Annotated in this window: 13 protein-coding genes; 1 reads left to right on the forward strand and 12 read right to left on the reverse strand. The window is 62.6% G+C overall.

The features are described 5' to 3' along the window. Positions 1-198 precede the first annotated feature (198 nt). The 8 genes from BLS27_RS04930 to BLS27_RS04965 all read right to left on the reverse strand — a co-directional run bounded on the left by BLS27_RS04930 (position 199) and on the right by BLS27_RS04965 (position 9,649). A complete protein-coding gene (locus BLS27_RS04930) occupies positions 199-1,188 on the reverse strand; it encodes a sulfate/molybdate ABC transporter ATP-binding protein (protein WP_090343457.1) in 990 nt (329 codons plus the stop codon). A 3-nt stretch (positions 1,189-1,191) separates the two neighbouring features. Continuing rightward, positions 1,192-2,064 carry a sulfate ABC transporter permease subunit CysW gene (gene cysW, locus BLS27_RS04935; protein WP_043211515.1) on the reverse strand — a complete coding sequence of 291 codons (873 nt, stop codon included), beginning with the start codon at positions 2,062-2,064 and terminating at the stop codon, positions 1,192-1,194. Positions 2,065-2,077: 13 nt separating this feature from the next. Next, positions 2,078-2,896, reverse strand: coding sequence for a sulfate ABC transporter permease subunit CysT (cysT, locus tag BLS27_RS04940; RefSeq protein ID WP_043211517.1), 819 nt, complete (start codon positions 2,894-2,896; stop codon positions 2,078-2,080). Positions 2,897-3,009: 113 nt separating this feature from the next. Next, positions 3,010-4,017, reverse strand: a complete 1,008-nt coding sequence (locus tag BLS27_RS04945; protein ID WP_043211519.1) for a sulfate ABC transporter substrate-binding protein — start codon at positions 4,015-4,017, stop codon at positions 3,010-3,012. Between the two features lie 48 nt (positions 4,018-4,065). Continuing rightward, on the reverse strand, positions 4,066-4,248 hold the full coding sequence (gene oscA / locus BLS27_RS04950) for a sulfur starvation response protein OscA (RefSeq protein ID WP_043211521.1): 183 nt from the start codon (positions 4,246-4,248) through the stop codon (positions 4,066-4,068). Between the two features lie 198 nt (positions 4,249-4,446). Then, positions 4,447-7,500, reverse strand: coding sequence for an efflux RND transporter permease subunit (locus tag BLS27_RS04955; RefSeq protein ID WP_043211523.1), 3,054 nt, complete (start codon positions 7,498-7,500; stop codon positions 4,447-4,449). Then, the gene (locus BLS27_RS04960; RefSeq protein ID WP_043211525.1) at positions 7,497-8,564 is read right to left on the reverse strand and encodes an efflux RND transporter periplasmic adaptor subunit; all 1,068 of its coding nucleotides are present in this window, start codon (positions 8,562-8,564) and stop codon (positions 7,497-7,499) included. Before BLS27_RS04960 ends, BLS27_RS04955 begins: the two co-directional genes overlap by 4 nt. Continuing rightward, the gene (locus BLS27_RS04965; RefSeq protein WP_043211527.1) at positions 8,561-9,649 is read right to left on the reverse strand and encodes an efflux RND transporter periplasmic adaptor subunit; all 1,089 of its coding nucleotides are present in this window, start codon (positions 9,647-9,649) and stop codon (positions 8,561-8,563) included. Before BLS27_RS04965 ends, BLS27_RS04960 begins: the two co-directional genes overlap by 4 nt. A gap of 147 nt (positions 9,650-9,796) precedes the next feature. Here BLS27_RS04965 and BLS27_RS04970 point away from each other — a divergent pair, with 147 nt between their 5' ends. Then, the gene (locus tag BLS27_RS04970) at positions 9,797-10,957 is read left to right on the forward strand and encodes an AAA family ATPase (RefSeq protein ID WP_090343460.1); all 1,161 of its coding nucleotides are present in this window, start codon (positions 9,797-9,799) and stop codon (positions 10,955-10,957) included. Positions 10,958-11,074: 117 nt separating this feature from the next. On the opposite strand, the gene BLS27_RS04975 is transcribed toward BLS27_RS04970, so the two are convergent. The 4 genes from BLS27_RS04975 to BLS27_RS04990 all read right to left on the reverse strand — a co-directional run bounded on the left by BLS27_RS04975 (position 11,075) and on the right by BLS27_RS04990 (position 15,190). Continuing rightward, on the reverse strand, positions 11,075-11,968 hold the full coding sequence (locus tag BLS27_RS04975; protein WP_043211529.1) for an ABC transporter permease subunit: 894 nt from the start codon (positions 11,966-11,968) through the stop codon (positions 11,075-11,077). Further along, entirely contained in the window at positions 11,965-12,885 is a 921-nt protein-coding gene (locus BLS27_RS04980; protein ID WP_043211531.1) for an ABC transporter permease subunit, read from the reverse strand. The genes BLS27_RS04975 and BLS27_RS04980 overlap by 4 nt, the downstream gene beginning before the upstream one ends. Continuing rightward, complete coding sequence (gene potA / locus BLS27_RS04985) at positions 12,882-14,024, reverse strand: polyamine ABC transporter ATP-binding protein (RefSeq protein WP_043211532.1); 1,143 nt, start codon at positions 14,022-14,024, stop codon at positions 12,882-12,884. Before potA ends, BLS27_RS04980 begins: the two co-directional genes overlap by 4 nt. 71 nt (positions 14,025-14,095) lie before the next feature. Further along, positions 14,096-15,190, reverse strand: coding sequence for a polyamine ABC transporter substrate-binding protein (locus BLS27_RS04990; RefSeq protein ID WP_043211534.1), 1,095 nt, complete (start codon positions 15,188-15,190; stop codon positions 14,096-14,098). Positions 15,191-15,221 lie beyond the last annotated feature (31 nt).

The following is a 15,221-nucleotide window of genomic DNA, read 5'->3' on the forward strand; positions in this document are numbered from 1 at the left end:
GCCTGCTCGGCATATGAAATATAGCGACAAGGCATGGCCCTGGCGCACAGGTGGGGTTGCACACCCTCCGTAGGAGCGGGTTCGCCCTCGACTACGCCCGCCTCTTCACCATGCATCCGCGGGCAAACCCGCTCCCACAGATTCCTGCAGTCCAAAAAAACCCGGGACGATGCCCGGGTTATCGGTGTGCACGATGGATCAGATGTCCGTTACCTTCTGCCAGACCTTCGGCCGGAAGAACAACGTCTCCCCCCGCGCCAGCCCCGACAGGCTGTCGTGGTCCTTGACCACTTCCGCCTCGATCAACTCGCTCTGTCCTGGCACCTTCAAGGTGACACGCGTGGTCGCCCCCAATGGGCGGATGTCGCGCACTTCGGCGGCTTGGTGGCCTTCGGTCTCATGGCGCGACAGCGACACTTCGTGCGGACGGAACAACACATGCTGGCCCTCGCTCAGACTCAGGCGGTTGGAGTCGCCCAGGAAGTGATAGACGAAGTCGTTGGCAGGGTGTTCATACACCTCGCCCGGCGAACCGATCTGCTCGATCACACCCTTGTTCATCACCACGATGCGGTCTGCCACTTCCATGGCTTCTTCCTGGTCGTGGGTGACGAATACCGAGGTCAGGTTGATGTCCTCGTGCAGGCGCGCCAACCAACGGCGCAGCTCCTTGCGTACCTTGGCGTCCAGCGCACCGAAGGGCTCATCGAGCAGCAGCACCTTGGGCTCCACCGCCAGGGCACGGGCCAGGGCGATACGCTGGCGCTGACCGCCGGACAGCTGCTCAGGGTAGCGGTCGGACAACCAGTCCAGTTGCACCATGTTCAGCAGCTCGTGCACTTTCTCGGCGATCTTGCTCTCGCTCGGGCGTTCACCCTTGGGCTTCATGCGCAGGCCAAAAGCGACGTTGTCGAACACGCTCATGTGGCGGAACAAAGCGTAGTGCTGGAACACGAAACCGACGTTGCGATCACGCACGTCATGGCCGGACACGTCCTCGCCATGGAACACGATATTGCCCTGGTCGGGCGTTTCCAGGCCGGCGATGATGCGCAGCAGGGTGGTCTTGCCGCAGCCGGACGGGCCCAGCAGGGCCACCAGCTCGCCGCTGTTGATATCCAGGTTGATGTTGTTCAGGGCCTGGAAGGCGTTGAAGCGCTTGCTGACGTTACGAACTTCGATCGACATGAATCATTCCTCCGCGGCGCTGTGGCGCAGGCGGTTAATACGGTTCTCGCTCCACTGCTTGAGCAGCAGGATGAAGAGCGCCAGGATCAGCAGCAGGCTGGCCACGCTGAAGGCCGCGACATGGTTGTACTCGTTGTAGAGGATCTCCACGTGCAGCGGCAAGGTATTGGTGACGCCACGGATATGCCCGGACACCACCGACACGGCGCCGAACTCACCCATGGCCCGCGCGGTGCACAGCACCACGCCGTAGATCAGGCCCCATTTGATGTTCGGCAGCGTCACGTGCCAGAACATCTGCCAGCCGTTGGCGCCGAGCAGGCGCGCGGCCTCCTCCTCCTGCGTGCCCTGTTCCTGCATCAGCGGGATCAGCTCTCGGGCCACGAAAGGCACAGTCACGAAGATGGTCGCCAGCACGATGCCCGGCAGGGCGAACACGATCTGGATGTCGTGGTCCTGCAGCCAGGGGCCGAACAGCCCCTGGGCACCGAACATCAGCACATAGACCAGACCGGCGATCACCGGCGAAACCGAGAACGGCAGGTCGATCAGGGTCACCAGCAGGCTCTTGCCGCGGAAGGTGTACTTGCTCACGCACCAGGCGGCGCTGACGCCGAACACCAGGTTCAGCGGCACCGAGATGATCACCGCGAACAGGGTGAGCTTCAGCGCCGACAGGGCGTCGGGCTCGAAGATGGCTTCGAAGAACGTGCCAAAGCCATTCTTCAGGGCCTGGGACACGACGATGAACAGCGGCAGCAGCAAGAACAGCGCGAACACCAGCCAGGCCAGGGCAATCAGCACACGCCTTGAGGTGGCACTGCCACGGCGGGCGGCGTTGGCGGCGGCCGCTGCGCCAAGGGATGACGAAGACATTACCGGGCCTCCTTCAAGGGGTTTCGATGCGCCGCTGCAACAGGTTGATCAGCAGCAGCAGGATGAAGGAAACCACCAGCATCAGCACGCCAATGGCGGTGGCACCGGTGTAATCGTACTGGTCGAGCTTGACCATGATCAGCAACGGCAAGATCTCGGTCTTCATCGGCATGTTGCCGGCGATAAAGATCACCGAACCATACTCGCCTACGCCCCGGGCGAACGCCAGGGCGAAGCCGGTCAGCCAGGCCGGCAGCAACGCCGGGGCCAACACGTGGCGGAACACCTGCAGCGGCTTGGCACCCAGGCAGGCAGCGGCCTCTTCGACTTCACGCGGAATATCGGCCAGCACCGGCTGCACCGTGCGCACCACGAACGGCAGGGTGACGAAGGTCAGCGCCAGGGTAATGCCCAGTGGGGTGTAGGCGATCTTGAAGCCCAGGTCGGTCGCGAACTGCCCAACCCAGCCGGCCGGCGCATACAAGGCGGTCAAGGCGATACCCGCCACAGCGGTGGGCAAAGCGAACGGCAGGTCGATCATCGCATCGATGATCTTGCGACCGGGAAAGCTGTAGCGCACCAGCACCCAGGCCAGCAGGGTGCCGATCACACCATTGATGAGGGCGGCGAACAGGGCGGTGCCGAAGCTCAGCTTGAGCGCGGCCAGAACCCGCGGAGCGCTGACGATACTCCAGAACTGTTCCCAGGTGAGCTGCGCGGCATGCACGAACATGGCGGCCAGCGGTATGAGCACAATCAGGCTGAGATACACCAAGGTGTAGCCCAGTGTCAGCCCGAAGCCGGGTATGACGGGGGAAATACGACGTGACATAAAGTTCCCTGGTTGAACGCACGAAGCCCGGGCGTGATCCCGGGCTGGTGCAGGCTACTGAAGGGTGTTGCTTTTCGGGGCCTCACCGCGGCCCCGCAAGTTTTCATGGCCGATCACTGTGCCTGATAAATCTGATCGAACACACCACCATCGTTAAAGAACTTGGGCTGTGCAGTTTTCCAGCCACCGAAGTCCTTGTCGATGGTCACCAGCTCCAGTTTCGGGAACTGCTTGCCGAACTCGGCAGCGACCTTTTCGTCACGCGGGCGGTAGAAGTTCTCGGCGGCAATCTTCTGGCCGGCCGGGCTGTACAGGTGCTTGAGGTACTCGGTGGCGATCTCGGTGTTGCCTTTCTTCTCGGCGTTCTTGTCGACCACGGCTACCGGTGGCTCGGCGAGGATCGACAGGGACGGCACGACGATCTCGAACTTGTCGCTGCCGCCGTCTTCCTTCAGGGCCAGGAACGCTTCGTTCTCCCACGCCAGCAGCACATCGCCCTGGCCGTTGTTGACGAAGGTGATGGTCGAGCCACGGGCGCCGGTATCGAGCACCGGCACGTGCTTGAACAGCTCTTGCACGTACGCCTTGGCTTTGTCTTCGCTGCCGCCGGTCTTCAGACCATAGGCCCAGGCGGCGAGGAAGTTCCAGCGGGCGCCGCCGGAGGTCTTGGGATTGGGGGTGATGACCGAGACGTCCTTCTTGATCAGGTCGCCCCAGTCCTTGATGCCCTTGGGGTTACCCTTGCGCACCAGGAACACGATGGTGGACGTGTAGGGCGTGCTGGCCTCAGGCAGGCGTTTCTGCCAGTCCTGCGGCAGGCTCTTGCCGAGCTTGGCCACTTCATCGATGTCGCCGGCCAGGGCCAGGGTCACCACGTCCGCGCGCAGGCCATCGATCACCGCACGGGCCTGCTTGCCCGAGCCGCCATGGGATTGCTGGATCTTCACCTTGTCGCCGGGATGAGCGGCCTGCCAGTGCTTGATGAACTCGGCGTTGTACTGCTGGTACAGCTCGCGGGTCGGGTCGTAGGACACGTTCAGCAGTTCGTAGTCCTTGGCGATCGCGGAACCGGCAAAAACGGCACTGGCCAGAGCGGCAAGCGCATAACGGCGGATGGACATGGTGAAGCTCCCGATTGGCATTTTTCTAGTTTGTTAGAGGGGGCGGTATCAGCCGGACTTGTTGCCTGGCTGCTGGAGGCGGAATTTTTCCTTGCGCTCGATCTGCACGACCTGGGCGTTGTGCACGGTGATCTCCACCGCACCGAAGCGCAGATCGCGCAGCGCGCTCTGGATTTCACGCAGAATGGTGGTTTCGTCCTGACCGTCGATGCTACGCACAGATGCACTCATGCTCGTTCTCCTTGGGTATGAAGTGCCGGGCAGAGGAAGGTGATTGCGCCTGGCTTGAGGGCAATCTTAGAGACGTGTATTTATTCTGAAAAATACTGTTTAAGAATTTTTATATAACTAAAATTCCGCGCCGATTTCGAAGGTGGCAACGGGTCTGTGGGAGCGGATCTACCCGCTCCCACAGACCCGTTGCGTGCCCTAACGTTGTGTCTGCGGCTCGCGGATCTTGTACCAGGCCACATAGAGCGCCGGCAGGAACAACAGCGTCAGCAGCGTTGCACTGATGATGCCGCCGATCATCGCGTAGGCCATCGGCCCCCAGAACACTTCCCGAGCGATCGGGATCATGCCAAGGCTCGCCGCCGCCGCGGTCAGCAGGATCGGTCGGCGGCGGTGGTTGGTCGCCTCCACGACGGCATCCCAGGGCGAGAACCCTTGCGCCTCGAATTCGTCGATCTGAGTCACCAGGATCACCGAGTTGCGGATGATGATGCCGGCCAGGGCCAGGATACCGAGAATGGCCACGAAGCCCATGGGCGTGCCGGTGGGCACCAGCGCCAGCACCACGCCGATCAGCCCCAGTGGCGCCACGCTGACCACCAGGAACAGCTTCTGCACGCTGTGCAGCTGGATCATCAGGAAGGTCGCCATGAGGAACAGCATCAGCGGAATGACCTTGCGGATCGGCCCTTGGGCTTTGGCGCTTTCTTCCACCGTACCGCCGGTGGCCACTTCATAGCCGACCGGCAGCTTGTCGATGAACTGGTCGATTTCAGGCTTGAGCTGGGCCACCAGGTCGGTGGGCTGGATGTCGCCGTTGACCGAGGCCTTGATGGTGATGGTTGGCTTGCGGTCGCGGCGCCATACCAGGGGCTGTTCCAGCTCGTAGCGCACGGTGGCGAAGGCCAGCAGCGGGATCGAGGTGCCGTTGGGGGTGAGGATCTGCAGGTTCTGCAGAGTATCGGGCGAGCCACGCTCGCTGTCTTCGGCACGGGCGACCACGTTGATCAGGTAGATGTTGTCGTTGACCTGGGTGATCGGCGTGCCGCTGACGATGCTGTTCATCACGTTGGCCACGTCCTCGGACGACAGCCCCAACTGGCGCGCCTTGTCCTGGGCGATCTCCACGCGCAGCACCTTACCGGGCTCGTTCCAGTCGTAGATCATCTCGCCGATGTGCTCGTTGGCGTCGAGCAGGGTGGCAAGCTCGATCGCATGCTTGCGCACCTGGTCGATGTCCTTGCCACTGACCCGGTACTGGATCGGACGTCCCACCGGCGGGCCCATTTCCAGCGACTGGACGTTGGTACCGATGCCCACGAACTCTTCGCGCAGGATCTTCTCCAGGCGCTTCATCATGCCCTGGCGCTCTTCGAAGCCCTTGCTGACGATTACCAGCTGCGCGTAGTAGGGGTTCTGCAATTGCGCATCCAGCGGTAGGTAGAAGCGAATCGCCCCCTGGCCGATGTAGGTGCTCCAGCGCACCAGGTCCGGGTCGTCCTTGATCCTGGCCTCGAACCGGTCGACGACCTTGCGGGTTTCCTCGATCGACGCGTTCTGGGGCAGGTTCAGGTCGACCAGGATCTCGGGGCGGTCGGACGAAGGGAAGAACTGGTTCTGCACGAAGCGCTCGCAGATCAGCGCCAGGACAAACAGCAACACCGTGCCGATGATGGTCAGCCAGCGATGACGCATGCACCACAGCAGGCTGTGCTCGAACGCCCGTCCCACGCGGCCAGGCTCGGCCTCATGGGCCTTGAGCTTGCTGCTGCTCAGGATATGCACGCCCAGCACAGGCGCGAAGAACACCGCCACCACCCACGACACCAGCAACGCCACCGCGATGACGGCGAACAAGGTGTAGGTGTATTCACCCGCAGAGCTGGCGTTGAGCCCGATCGGCACGAAACCGGCCACGGTCACCAGCGTGCCGGTAAGCATGGGGAAGGCTGTGGAGGTGTAGGCGAATGTCGCCGCCTGCTCCTTGCTTTCGCCCATCTCCAGCCGCGTGACCATGACCTCCACCGTGATCATCGCATCATCCACCAGCAGGCCCAGGGCGATGATCAGCGCTCCGAGGGAGATCCGCTGCATGGTGATGCCGCTGTACTCCATGAACACGAACACCATGGCCAGCACCAACGGGATCGAGCACGCCACCACCAGACCTGCGCGCACGCCCAGGCTGACGAAGCTCACCCCCAGCACGATCACCACCGCCTCGAACAGCGCACTGGTGAAGCCGCCCACCGCCTGCTTGACCACCACGGCCTGGTCGGACACGGTGTGCACGCCCACGCCCACCGGCAGGTCGGCGACGACGCTGTCCATCTTCTTCTTCAGCGCGGCGCCAAACACTTGGATGTTGCCACCGGCCTTCATGCCGATCGCAAGGCCGATGGCCGTCTGGCCGTTGTAACGGAACATTGGCGAAGGTGGATCGACATAGCCACGTTCGATATCGGCGATATCCGCGAGGCGGAAGAAGCGGTCGTTGATCCGCAGGTTGACGGTCTGCAGGTCCTTTTCCGAGGCGAATTGCCCGGTCGTACGCACTGAGATGCGCTCGGGGCCCGCTTCGATCACGCCCGCCGGGGTGACCGCGTTCTGCGATTGCAAAGCCTGCATCACCTGGCGCTGGTCGATGCCCAGGGCCGCCAGCTTGCGGGTGGAGAAGTTCAGGTAGAGCACTTCGTCCTGGGTGCCGATCAGCTCGATCTTGCCGATGTTGGGCACATCGCGCACTTCGGCCCGCGCCACTTCCACGTAGTCGCGCAGCTGGCGCAAGGTCAGGCCATCAGCGGTGAAGGCATAGATCGAACCGAACACATCGCCGAATTCGTCGTTGAAGGCAGGGCCCTGGATGCCCGAGGGGAACTGGCCGCGGATATCCTGGATCTTCTTGCGCACCTGGTACCAGATTTCCGGGATGTCCTTGGCCTTGGTGGTGTCGCGCAGGTAGACATAGACAGTGGATTCACCAGGGCGGGTATAGCTCTTGGTGTAATCGAGCGAGTCGAGCTCCTCGAGCTTCTTTTCGATGCGGTCGGTGACCTGATACAGCGTCTCGTCCTGGGTCGCCCCTGGCCAGCGGGTCTGGATCACCATGGTCTTGATGGTGAAGGACGGGTCTTCCTCACGTCCTAGGTTGAAATACGAAAAAATCCCCATCAGCAGCCCGACGAACATCAGGTACCAGACGAACGATTGGTGCCTGAGCGCCCACTCGGACAGGTTGAAGCTTCCTTTCATTGCGCGTCCTCATCGAATGCGACCTTCTGGCCCGGCTTGAGGCTGTTCACGCCGGCTGTGACCACCCGCTCGCCTGGCTGAACGCCGGACGTCAGGACGATGCTGTCCTGCGTGCGCTCGATCAGGGCTACGTCACGGATGGCCACGGTCTTCTGTTTCGGGTCGATCACCCACACCTGGGTCTTGCCGTCGCGTTCGAGCAAGGCGCTCAGCGGCAGCTGGCTGCGCGGCGAAACCGCGGAGCTCAACGTCACGCTGATGGCAGTGCCCAGGTGGAAGGCGGCCGGCGTGCTGGCCAGGGTCAGCCGCGCACGACGGGTTCGCGTCGTGGCATCGGCCTGGGGCTCCAGCTCGCGCAAGGTAGCGGTGGTGTTGATGGTGGGGTCCAGTTGCGAGGCGACGGTGAACGTCAGGCCTTTGTTCAGTTGCTCGGCCAGACCGATAGGCAGATCGATCACCGCTTCCTTGACGTCCGGACGGGCCAGCGTGACCACGGCCTGCCCGGCCGTCACCGTCTGCCCGGCCTCGGCCTGCCAGGCGGTGATGACGGCGGCGTGGTCGCTGCGCAGGGTGCTGTAGTCGAGCTGGTCACGGGCCTGACTCACTGCCGAACGGGCTTGTTCCAGTGCAGCGCCTGTGGTCTTGAGGTTGGTCTGGGCGATGTCCAATTGCGCCTGGGCGCCAACGCCTCGATCAAATAGTTGCTGTTGCCGTCGTGCGTCGGCCTGGGCGTTGATCCACTGCGCTTGCACCTTGGCCAGGTCGCCTTCGGCAGCGCGCAGTTGGTTCTGCTGATCGGTCGGATCGAGGGTGGCCAAGGTATCGCCGGGCTTTACCTGGGCGCCGACGTCCAGCCAGCGCCGGGCGATACGCCCGGACACACGAAACCCCAGCGTGCTTTCGAAGCGGGCCTGGATACTGCCCGCAAAGCGCCCCAGCTGCGACTGTACCTGGGGTTCGACGGTCATCGACAACACCGGCCGGATCGGCTCGGGTGCTTGCTCCTCGCTGGAACAGGCGGCCAGCAGTAGGCTGGCCGGCAACACAAGCAGCACGCGCTTCATGGCGCTCCTCCCCCGTCCTTGGCGTCGACCTTGTGCACCTGCATGTTCGGGTGCAGCAATTGCCCACCACTGACCACGACGGTTTCACCACTTTTCAGGCCGCTGGCGACCACGATCTTGCCGGTCAGGTAACGTGTGACCTCGACCTTGCGCAATTCGACCTTGTCCCCCTCGCCCACCACCCAGACCGCCGGCTCGTGCAACGCTTTGGTCAAGGCCGACCAGGGCAGCTCGACACTCGGCCGCCCCTGGGCATTGGTGGTGGCGGTGACCGGCGCGCCCAGCTGCATACCGGGAGGTACGTTGCGCAGCCCTACCTTGACCTGCACCGTGCCACTCTGCGCGGAGACGGTCGGCGTGATTTCCCGGACAAACCCTTGCGCCTGGATCTTGGGATCGTCCAGCAGACTGACAATGACGCCTGCATCGCTCGGCGGCGCCACCAGCAGGGACTCATACACGTTGAACACCGCATCGCGGTCGCCGTCGCGGGCGAGGCTGAAGATCGGCATGGTCGCCTGCACCACCTGGCCGACTTCGGCCTGACGCTCGGTGATGACCCCGTCGGCCTCTGATACCAGCGCGGTATAACTCAACTGCTCCTGGGCATCGGCCAACTGCGCCTGGGCAGCCTTGAGCGCACTCTGGTCGCTGCGCAGCGACGCCTGGGCGGAGTCGTACTCGCTCTGGCTGGTGTAGCCCTTGGGCAGTAGCTTTTGCTGACGCACGAAGGCCGCGCTGGTCTGGGTGACACGCGCCTGGGCGGCGAATACTTCGGCCTTGGCCGAATCGACGTTGTTCTGCAGATCCTTGGGGTCCAGGCGCGCCAACACCTGGTTGGCTTTGACGTGATCGCCTACATCCACGCTACGGGAAATGATCTTGCCGCCGACCCTGAACGACAGGTCGGTCTGAACCCGCGCCTGGACATCGCCGGTCAGGGTCACCCTGGCGGCAAAATCGGTAGGTTTGACCTGGATTACACCCACCCTGGGGAGTTCAGCTTTCGACTCTTCCTTGCTACAGCCCGACAGCATGGACAGCAGCCCCAGGCAAACGACCATCAGCGGACGCGCTAACGTCATGCAGGCTCCTTGCTTGTGCCAATTGGATTGAGGGACGCGAGTGAAAGCGTAGATCAGGCACGGACAACTGGCACTGACTCAGATCCATCAAAACTTCTGCACGCAGAATCGGGGATACTGCCGCTTCACAGGACAAGGAAAAGGCCCATGCTCAACACCCTGGCCATTGCCAACTACCGCTCGATCAACCAGCTGGTCATCCCCCTGGGCCGGTTGAACGTGATCACCGGCGCCAATGGCAGCGGCAAGTCCAACCTCTACAAAGCCCTGCGCCTGCTGGCCGAGACGGCCCGTGGCGGGGTGGTCAACGCCCTGGCCGCCGAGGGCGGCCTGGAGTCGACGTTCTGGGCCGGCCCCGAGACGATCAGCCGGCGCATGCGCCAGGGCGACGTGCCCGTGCAGGGTGGGCCGCGTCAACATGTCAAACGTCTGCGCCTGGGGTTTGCCGACGACGATTTCGGTTACGCCATCAGCCTCGGATTGCCCGAGCCGAGCCGGTCGAAGTTCGCCCTCGACCCGCAGATCAAGCACGAGGCGATCTGGGCTGGCCCGGTGTGCCGCCCTGCCAGTCTGCTGGTTGAGCGTAGCGCGGCCATGGTCAAGGCACGCCAGACGCGCCAGTGGCAGGTGCGCAACCAGCACATGACCGAATTCGACAGCCTGTTCGACCACGTCGGCAGCCTGCAGGATTCGCCGGAAGTCCTGCGCCTGCGCGAACGCATCCGCAGTTGGCGCTTCTACGATCACTTTCGCACCGACGCCGAGGCACCGGCACGCCAGCCACGCCTGGGCACCCGCACCCCCGTGCTGCACCACGATGGCCGCGACCTGGCCGCTGCCTTGCAGACCATCGATGAGATCGGTGACTTCGGCGCCTTGCAGCAAGCCATCGGCGACGCTTTCCCTGGGGCTCATCTGAAAATCGATGCGCAGCCCGGGGGCTTGTTCAGCCTGCGTTTTCACCAAGCCGGGCTGCTGCGCCCGTTGAGCGCCGCGGAACTGTCCGACGGCACCCTGCGCTATCTGCTGCTGGTGGCCGCCCTGCTGACGCCCAGGCCGCCGAGCATGATGGTGCTCAACGAGCCGGAAACCAGCTTGCACCCGGACCTGCTACCGGCCTTGGCGCGTTTGATCCGCCACGCTGCGCAGCATTGCCAAGTGTGGGTGGTCTCCCATGCTCCGCGCTTGGTGGCGGCGCTGGAAGAAGACGAAGCCTGTCACTCGATCCGCCTGGAAAAAGATCTCGGGCAGACGTTGATGGCTGGGCAGGGGATGCTCGATGAACCGGCCTGGAACTGGCCGGATTGAGCCTGGGGATGCGTCGCAGCCCTCGCGCGGCCCCGATGCGCTCCTGCAGGTATCGCATGTGATACCTGCAGGAGCTCGCGGAGCCTGCGAAGGGCCGCAAAGCGGCCCACGGATGGATCAGACCGACGCGGTAGCCTGAACCGGACGCTTGACCTGCGGCTGCGAAACATTCGCCGCAGCGCCCTCTTCGATGGCTTGCTGGATAGCCTTGCGACGACGCTCTTCGGCCTGGCGGCTGAAGTACCACACCAGGAAGGTCACCAGCGATACCGACAGCAGGATCAAGCTGGCCACGGCGTTGATTTCCGGCTTCACGCCAAGGCGCACAGCGGAGAACACTTCCATCGGCAAGGTGGTCGAACCTGGACCGGACACGAAACTGGCCAGTACCAGGTCATCCAGCGACAGGGCGAAGGACATCATGCCGCCCGCCGCCAGCGATGGCGCGATCATCGGGATGGTGATCAGGAAGAACACCTTCCACGGCTTGGCACCCAGGTCCATGGCAGCCTCTTCGATGGACAGGTCCAGCTCACGCAGGCGCGCCGACACCACCACCGCCACATAGGCTGCGCAGAAAGTGGTGTGAGCGATCCAGATGGTGACGATGCCACGCTCCTGAGGCCAGCCGATCATCTGCGCCATGGCCACGAACAGCAGCAGCAGCGACAGACCGGTGATCACCTCAGGCATCACCAGAGGCGCTGTTACCAGGCCACCGAACAGGGTACGGCCCTTGAAACGGGTCACCCGGGTCAGCACGAAGGCGGCCAGGGTACCCAACGCCACGGCGGCGATCGCGGTGTAGCAGGCGATCTCCAGCGAGCGCATCACCGAGCCCATCAACTGACTGTTGTCCAGCAGGCCGACGTACCACTTCACCGACCAGCCGCCCCAGACCGTCACAAGCTTGGAGGCGTTGAACGAGTAGATCACCAGGATCAGCATCGGCAGGTAGATGAACAGCAAGCCGAGCACCAGCATCAGCTTGGAGAAACCGAAGCGCTTCATGCTCTGCCCTCCATTTCTTTGGCCTGGCTGCGGTTGAACAGCAGGATGGGCACGATCAGGATCGCCAGCATCACCACCGCCAGGGCGGATGCCACCGGCCAGTCACGGTTGTTGAAGAACTCCTGCCACAGCACCTTGCCGATCATCAGGGTTTCCGGGCCGCCGAGCAGTTCAGGAATCACGAACTCGCCCACCACGGGGATGAACACCAGCATGCAGCCGGCGATGATGCCGTTCTTCGACAGCGGCACAGTGATCTTCCAGAAGCTGTTGAAGGTGCTCGAACCCAGGTCGCTTGCGGCCTCGAGCAGGCTCGGGTCGTGCTTGACCAGGTTCGCGTACAACGGAAGGATCATGAACGGCAGGTACGAATAGACCACGCCGATGTACACCGCCAGATTGGTGTTGAGGATCTGCAGCGGCTGGTCGATCAAGCCGATCCACAGCAGGAAGCTGTTGAGCAGGCCGTTATTGCTGAGGATGCCCATCCAGGCATAGACGCGGATCAGGATCGCGGTCCAGGTCGGCATCATGATCAGCAGCAGCAGGACCGTCTGGGTTTCCTTGCGGGCATTGGCGATGGCGTAGGCCATCGGGTAGCCGATCAGCAGGCACAGAAGGGTGCTGAAGAAGGCCATCTTCAGCGAGCCCAGATAGGCCGAGATGTACAGTTCATCCTCGGTCAACAGGCCGTAGTTGGCCAGGTTGAGCACCAGTTGGATCTTGTCCTCGACGTAGCTGTAGATCTCCGTGTAGGGCGGGATCGCCACGTCGGCTTCAGCGAAGCTGATCTTCAGGACGATGAAGAACGGCAGCATGAAGAACAGGAACAGCCAGATGAACGGCACGCCGATCACCAGATGGCGGCCCTCCGGGGTCACTTTGTTGAGTGCTCGCTTGAGCTTGCGAATGTTCATGAGCGCAATACCACGCCGCTGTCGTCTTCCCACCAGACGTACACTTCATCGCCCCAGGTCGGGCGGGTGCCCTGGCGCTCGGCGTTGGCGACGAAGGACTGGACCACTTTCCCGCTCGGCAGCTCCACGTAGAACACCGAATGACCACCCAGGTAGGCGATGTCATGGACCTTGCCACGCGACCAGTTGTACTGGCAGGTCGGCTGCTCGGAGGTCACCAGGAGTTTTTCCGGACGCAGCGCATAAGTGATGTGCTTGTCTTCGACCGAGGTGGTGACACCGTGGCCCACGTAGATATTGCGTTCGAGCTCAGGGCTTGCGATCAGCGCATGGCCTTCGGCGTCGTCGACCACTTCACCCTCGAACAGGTTGACGTTACCGATGAACTCGCAGACCAGGCGGCTGGTCGGGGTCTCGTACACATCCACCGGGCTGCCGATCTGGGCGATCCAGCCCAGGTGCATGATGGCGATGCGTTGGGCCATGGTCATGGCCTCTTCTTGGTCGTGGGTCACCATCACGCAGGTCACGCCGACCCGCTCGATGATTTCGACCAGCTCCAGTTGCATTTGCGAGCGCAGTTTCTTGTCCAGGGCGCCCATCGGTTCGTCCAGCAGCAGCAGCTTGGGGCGTTTGGCCAAGGAGCGGGCCAGGGCCACACGCTGACGTTGGCCACCGGAAAGCTGGTGCGGCTTGCGCTTGGCGTACTGAGTCATGTGCACCAGCTTGAGCATCTCGGCCACGCGGGCGTCGATCTCGGCCTTGGGCATCTTGTCCTGCTGCAGGCCGAAGGCGATGTTCTGCGCCACGGTCATGTGCGGGAACAGCGCGTAGGACTGGAACATCATGTTGATCGGCCGCTCGTAGGGCGGCATGTCGGTGATGTCGACGCCATCGAGGAAGATCCGCCCTTCGGTCGGACGCTCGAAGCCGGCAAGCATACGCAGCAAGGTGGACTTGCCGGAGCCGGAGCCACCCAGCAGGGCGAAGATCTCACCCTTGCGGATTTCCAGGGACACATCGTCCACGGCTACCGTTTCGTCGAACTTTTTTGTGACCCGGTCGATTTTGACCAGCACCTGCTTGGGTTGCTGGCCACCCTCGAGGGCTTTTTTATAGGCACCGGAGGCAACTGCCATGAGTGAAACTCCCAACAAGATTTTTATGCCCACACGGCCTGTTTTGGCAGGAACGTAGAGGGTCTGGATGATTACTTGCCCGACTTGACCTTGGTCCAGCTACGGGTCATCAGACGTTGCACCTTCGGTGGCAACTCAGCATTGACGAACATCTTGTCCAGCACTTCCTGCGGAGGGTAGACCGCAGCGTCAGTCCTCACGGCCTGATCCATCAGGTCGCCAGCCCTGGGGTTCGGGTTGGCGTAACCGACATAATCGCTGACCTGAGCGATGACCTCAGGTTTCAGCAGATAGTTGATGAAGGCATGGGCCTCCTTGACGTTGCTGGCGTCCTTGGGAATCGCCAGCACATCGAACCAGAGGTTGCCGCCTTCTTTTGGAATGGCGTAGGCCAGTTTCACGCCCTTGCCGGCCTCTTCGGCGCGGGCCTTGGCCTGGAACACATCACCGGAGAATCCGGCGGCGACGCAGATATCGCCATTGGCCAGGTCAGTGATGTATTTCGAGGAATGGAAGTAGGTCACGTAGGGACGCACGGCCAGGAGTTTCTTTTCGGCCGCCTGGTAGTCCTTGGGATTGCTGCTGTTAGGGTCCAGGCCCATGTAGTTGAGCACGGCCGGCAGCATTTCGTCGGCCGAGTCCAGGAACGCCACGCCGCACTGGGAGAGCTTCTTCATGTTCTCGGGCTCGAAGAGCACGGCCCAGGAGTCGATCTTGTCGGTGCCCAGCACCGCCTTGACCTTCTCGACGTTGTAACCGATGCCGTTGGTGCCCCACAGATACGGCACGGCGTACTGGTTGCCCGGGTCATTGCGCTCGAGGCGCTTCATCAGAGCCGGGTCCAGGTTGGAATAATTCGGCAGCAGGCTGCGGTCGAGCTTCTGGAAGGCGCCCGCCTTGATCTGCTTGCCCAGGAAATGGTTGGACGGCACGACCACGTCATAGCCGGTGCGACCGGCGAGCAGCTTGCCTTCCAGGGTTTCGTTTGAATCGAAGACGTCGTACTTGGCCTCGATGCCGGTTGCCTTCTGGAAATCGGCGAGGGTCGTCGGGCCAATGTAGTCCGACCAGTTGTAGATATGCACCGTGGGCGCTGCTTGGACGCCGAATGCCAGCGTCAGACCCGCTCCAGCCATCATGGCCTTGCGAAATACGGAAATAGACAAGTGGATGGTCCTCACAATCAGTGCCTCTGGG

This window comes from Pseudomonas guariconensis (assembly GCF_900102675.1).
In the GTDB taxonomy this organism is placed as follows: Bacteria; Pseudomonadota; Gammaproteobacteria; order Pseudomonadales; family Pseudomonadaceae; genus Aquipseudomonas; species Aquipseudomonas guariconensis.